Origin of the sequence: Dokdonella sp. (assembly GCF_019634815.1) — a bacterium.
In the GTDB taxonomy this organism is placed as follows: domain Bacteria; phylum Pseudomonadota; class Gammaproteobacteria; order Xanthomonadales; family Rhodanobacteraceae; genus Dokdonella_A.
Map to the genome: position 1 here is coordinate 1 of NZ_JAHCAP010000049.1, position 4,571 is coordinate 4,571.

The 4,571-nt window shown below is 64.5% G+C and carries 4 protein-coding genes and 1 pseudogene; 2 read left to right on the forward strand and 3 right to left on the reverse strand.

All coding sequences use genetic code 11. The features are described 5' to 3' along the window. The 3 genes from KF759_RS14095 to KF759_RS14105 all read right to left on the reverse strand — a co-directional run. On the reverse strand, positions 1 to 464 hold a 464-nt coding region (locus tag KF759_RS14095), incomplete at its 3' end, for a dihydropteroate synthase (protein WP_291226480.1). A 33-nt stretch (positions 465 to 497) separates the two neighbouring features. Then, complete coding sequence (locus KF759_RS14100; RefSeq protein WP_291226481.1) at positions 498 to 1,586, reverse strand: homocysteine S-methyltransferase family protein; 1,089 nt, start codon at positions 1,584 to 1,586, stop codon at positions 498 to 500. After that, positions 1,583 to 2,509 carry a metalloregulator ArsR/SmtB family transcription factor gene (locus KF759_RS14105; RefSeq protein WP_291226482.1) on the reverse strand — a complete coding sequence of 309 codons (927 nt, stop codon included), beginning with the start codon at positions 2,507 to 2,509 and terminating at the stop codon, positions 1,583 to 1,585. The genes KF759_RS14100 and KF759_RS14105 overlap by 4 nt, the downstream gene beginning before the upstream one ends. 137 nt (positions 2,510 to 2,646) lie before the next feature. Here KF759_RS14105 and KF759_RS14110 point away from each other — a divergent pair, with 137 nt between their 5' ends. After that, positions 2,647 to 4,014: a trypsin-like peptidase domain-containing protein gene (locus tag KF759_RS14110; RefSeq protein ID WP_291226483.1), complete on the forward strand. Its 1,368-nt coding sequence runs from the start codon at positions 2,647 to 2,649 to the stop codon at positions 4,012 to 4,014. Beyond that, a pseudogene (locus KF759_RS14115) lies at positions 4,014 to 4,571 on the forward strand (hypothetical protein); the annotation flags it as partial. The gene KF759_RS14110 and the pseudogene KF759_RS14115, both read left to right, overlap by 1 nt.

The window sequence follows — 4,571 nt, forward strand, 5'->3', positions numbered from 1 at the left end:
TCGTCGAAAGCCATCACCACGGTGGCGGCGCCATAGCGCAGGATCTTGCGTGCCTGATCGAGGAAGGGCTGCTCGCCTTCCTTGAGCGAGATCGAATTGACCACGCCCTTGCCCTGCAGGCATTGCAGGCCAGCTTCGATCACGCTCCACTTGGAGGAATCGACCATCACCGGGATCCTGGCGATGTCGGGTTCGGAAGCGATCAGGCGCAGGAAGCGCACCATCGCTGCTTCGGCATCGAGCAGCCCCTCGTCCATGTTGACGTCGAGGATCTGCGCGCCGTTGGCGACCTGCTGGCGCGCGACTTCGACCGCTTCGTCGTAACGGTCTTCCTTGATGAGCTTCTTGAACTGCGCCGAACCGGTGACATTGGTGCGCTCGCCGATGTTGACGAACAGCAGGTCGGGAGTGATCAGCAGCGGTTCGAGGCCGGACAACTGCAAGGGACGGACGGTGTCTTTCATCGATGTCAGGCAATCAATTGGAGAGGGCGCGGATCAGGCAGCCGCGGCAATCGGGGTCGGCAGCTTGCGCGGCGCGACGTTGGCAACCACAGCGGCAATCGCGGCGATATGGGCAGGCGTGGTGCCGCAGCAGCCGCCGACGATGTTGAGCAGGCCGGAGCGCGCGAACTCGCCAATCAGCGCAGCCATCTCCTCGGGCGTTTCATCGTACTCGGCGAAGGCGTTGGGCAAGCCGGCGTTGGGATGGGCGCTGACCAGGCAGCCGGCGATGCGGGAAAGCGCGTCAATGTATTCGCGCAGTTCCTTGGCACCCAACGCGCAGTTGAGTCCGACTGCAAGCGGCTGCGCGTGGGCGACCGAAATGTAGAAGGCCTCGGTGGTCTGGCCCGAGAGCGTGCGGCCCGAGCGATCGGTGATCGTTCCCGAGATCATCACCGGCAGACGCGCGCCACGTGCATCGAATTCTTCCTCGATCGCGAACAGCGCGGCCTTGGCGTTGAGCGTGTCGAAGATCGTTTCGACCATGAGCACGTCGGCGCCGCCGTCGATCAGGCCGCTGGCGGCTTCGCGGTAGGCCAGTCGCAGTTCGTCGAAACTGGTGTTGCGATAGCCCGGATCATTCACGTTGGGGCTGATCGAGGCGGTGCGACTGGTCGGGCCCAGCACGCCGATCACGAAGCGCGGCTTGTCGGGCGTCATCGCTTCGGCCGCATCACAGCGCGCGCGTGCCAGCCGCGCGCCTTCGACATTGAGCTCGCGCACGAGGTGCTCGAGGTGGTAGTCGGCCTGACTGATCGAGGTCGAGTTGAAGGTGTTGGTTTCGATGAAGTCGGCGCCAGCTTGCAGATAGGCGTCGTGGATCGCGCCGATCACGTCGGGGCGCGTGAGCGTGAGCAGATCGTTGTTGCCCTTGAGGTCATGGCCGGGCCGCGCAGCGGCATTGCGCTGCGGTTCGTGCAGGCGATCGAAGCCCTCGACAAAGCGCTGGCCGCGATAGGCGGCTTCGTCGAGCTTGTAGCCTTGCACCATCGTGCCCATTGCGCCATCGATGACAAGGATGCGCTGATCCAGCGCGTCGGTCAGCGCCTTGGCGCGTTGCGGGTTCAACCAGGGCAGGCTCATGTTTTCCTCGCCAACAGGCTCAGGACTTCGAAATGGGGAGCGCGGCGCTCGCGTGTGAGCCGCTCGCAACTGATGACTTCCAGCCCCGCTTTGCCGGCGTGGGCGTGCAGCTCGTCGATGGTGAAACCGAGGTTGCGATGCTCGAAGGGTTCGACCGCGGTCCGGTGCGCGTGGCGACCGAGTGTCGCGGCAAGCAAGCGTCCGCCGCGGCGCAACACGCGGGCAGCTTCGGCAATCACTTGTCCCGGACGCTTGCTGTAGGTCAGCGCGTGCATGAGCAGGACGAGGTCATAGCGGGCATTGGCGCTGTCGAGCGCGTGCATGTCGCCGACACGGACTTCGACATTGGTGAATGTGTGCAGGCGTCGCTGCGCCGCGGCCACCACGCGTTCGCTGGCGTCGATGCAGGTGATCGAGCGCGCACGCGGTGCCAGCAATTCGGCGAGCACCCCGTCTCCCGAGGCGATGTCGAGCACGTCGCCGGTTTCGACGAGTTGCATCATTCCGCGCGCAAGCGCTTCCCAGGTGCGGCCTGGCGAGTAATGGCGCTCCATGTCGCCGGCGACCGTGTCGGCCCAACCCTCGGCACGCGCGCGCTTGGCCAGCAAGGCGGGAAGTCGACGCTCGTCATCGCGCAGGATTGCGTCGTCGACGTTCTCGCGCAGCGCATGCAGCAGGGCCATTTCGCGTGCGTCGAGCTCGCCGTTGTAGCGATAGTAGGAGGAAACCCCGGCGCGGCGGTCGCGCACGAGATCGGCTTCCTTGAGTTTGGCCAGGTGCGTGGATACACGCGGCTGCGCGAGGCGCAGGATCGCCGAGAGCTCCGCAACGGTGAGCTCCTCGCGTTCGAGCAGGGCCAGCAGTCGTACGCGCGTCGGGTCCGACAGCAGGCGCAACAGTGCCGAGGTGGCGGCGAGGTCCACGCATTCATCCCTTTATCTTGATCGAAAGATTATAGGCAGACGATGGTGTGCAGTCGAGGGTCCGGGCGCAACGGCCCCGCTATACTGCGTGGCTCGTTCGGTGTCACTTGTCCAATGTTCATCAGGGGAAGCTGCGCATGAAGACCTCGTATGCGTTCATGGCTCTGGTTCTTGCATTCACTCTGGTGGCTTTCCCTGCGGCAGCGGGGGGCATCTACAAATGGAAGGACGCGCAGGGCAACCTGCACTTCTCAGATACGCCACCGCCGGATGTTCAGACCAAGTCAGGCGTCGGCAAGGTCGACGTGAAGGGCGGCTACGGAAACTTCAATGTCTCCAACAAGCCGCCCATCCGCAATCCAAGGCCGGGCTCGGCAGCAATGGCAACGCTGAGCCGTTTCACGCTGCGCCCCGGCTCTGATGGGCGCGCCTTCACTGCGGGCCGCGCCTACAGCGGGCGCAATTGCGAGAACTCCACAGACCTCATCTGGGATGAGGGAACCGTTGACGTCAAGGGCAAGGCCTTGCAGGAAGCAGTGGCCGAGCGCTTTCGCGATGCGGGCTACCGCCTGAGCATCGGCGGCGAAGGCGAGCTGTTGCCAGGCAACCTCGACCTCGAGGCCGATCTCGTCGACATCAAGATCGACGTCTGCAATATGCGCATGGCCGGCAACAGCGCAGGCACCGGCTCGCGTGTCTACGTCAAACTGCGCTGGAAGCTGTCGGCCAGGGACAGCGAACTCTACAAGGGCAGCAGCGAAGGTGCCTACGATGGGTGGCACAACGGATCATCCGTGCGTGACAGCCTGCTGCGTGCAGTCAGGCAGGCCAGCGACAACCTGCTGGGCGACCCCGAGCTGGTCGCGCAACTGGGCGCTGGCGGAAGCAATGCGGCAGCCAGCGCGGGCGCTGCCAGCCAGGCCTCGATCAAGTATGGCGACGCCGCTTCGAAGTTCCGCGAGCACTCCAGGGAACTGTTGCAGGCTGCGGTGACGGTGCGGACTGATCGCGGTCACGGCAGTGGCGTCATCATCGATCCGGCTGGCTACGCGTTGACCAACGCGCATGTGGTTGGCGATGACGAAGACGTACAGTTGATTCTCGGCGCCAGAGCAGTGGTGGCGCGCGTGGTCAAGCGTGATCGCCGCAACGATGTCGCGTTGCTGCACTTCAAGGCGGAGTCTTTGACCGCAGCGCCCGTGGCACGGCACATGCCGCAACCGGGTGACCCGCTCTACGTGATCGGTACGCCACTCAGCCTCAAGCTCAGCCACAGCGTGACCGAGGGCATACTCTCGGCGGTGCGGGAACAGGATGGTGCCTCGTTCTTCCAGACCGATGCCGCAGTCAATCCCGGCAATTCCGGCGGGCCGGTATTTGACGAGGCTGGCGAGTTGGTTGCAATTACCGTCGCCGGACTGTTCAACAAGGACGGGGGTTCGCTCAACGTGAATTACCTGATTCCGATCGATCGTGCGCTCGGTGCGGTCGGAGTCGCGCATTGATGAGGTTGTCGATCAAGCGTTTCAGGCGGTGCGGCCTGCTGCTACTGCTGGCGTTGCTGCCTGTGGCGGCCAGCGCAGACCAGCTTGCCGACAGCGCGCTCGCACGCTACTGGAGCGCCGATGCGCTGCACGTGCCTTATCGCGCAGTGGAGACTTCCGGCAGGCGCGATGGCGAGAAGATCCCGCTGATCGTGTTCCTGCATGGCGACTGGCAGGACGGCACCGACAACCAGTCGCAGCTGGCGGGGCGCGGCAATGGTTCGTTCGAACTGGTCGATCGCGCCAATGCGCAAGGCATCCCGCTGGTCTATGTCGCGCCGCAGACGACCGGTGCCTACTGGCCACCGCGACGCGTCGCCGCGGTGGTTGCCGATGCGCTCACGCGCTGGCCGATCGATCCACGCCGCATTTATCTCTCCGGGATTTCCGATGGCGCGACCGGCGTGTGGGATGCGCTCAAGGCCTGGCCGACTTGCTTTGCTGCAGGCGTGCCGATGTCGGGCATGACCGAACTGGCGGGCCTTGGTCCGATCCGCGATGTACCGCAGTGGGTATTT

Coding starts and splice junctions, on each gene's coding strand:
- KF759_RS14110 (WP_291226483.1), top strand. CDS start 2,647: ATGAAGACCTCGTATGCGTTCATGGCTCTGGTTCTTGCATTCACTCTG.
- KF759_RS14100 (WP_291226481.1), bottom strand. CDS start 1,586: ATGAGCCTGCCCTGGTTGAACCCGCAACGCGCCAAGGCGCTGACCGAC.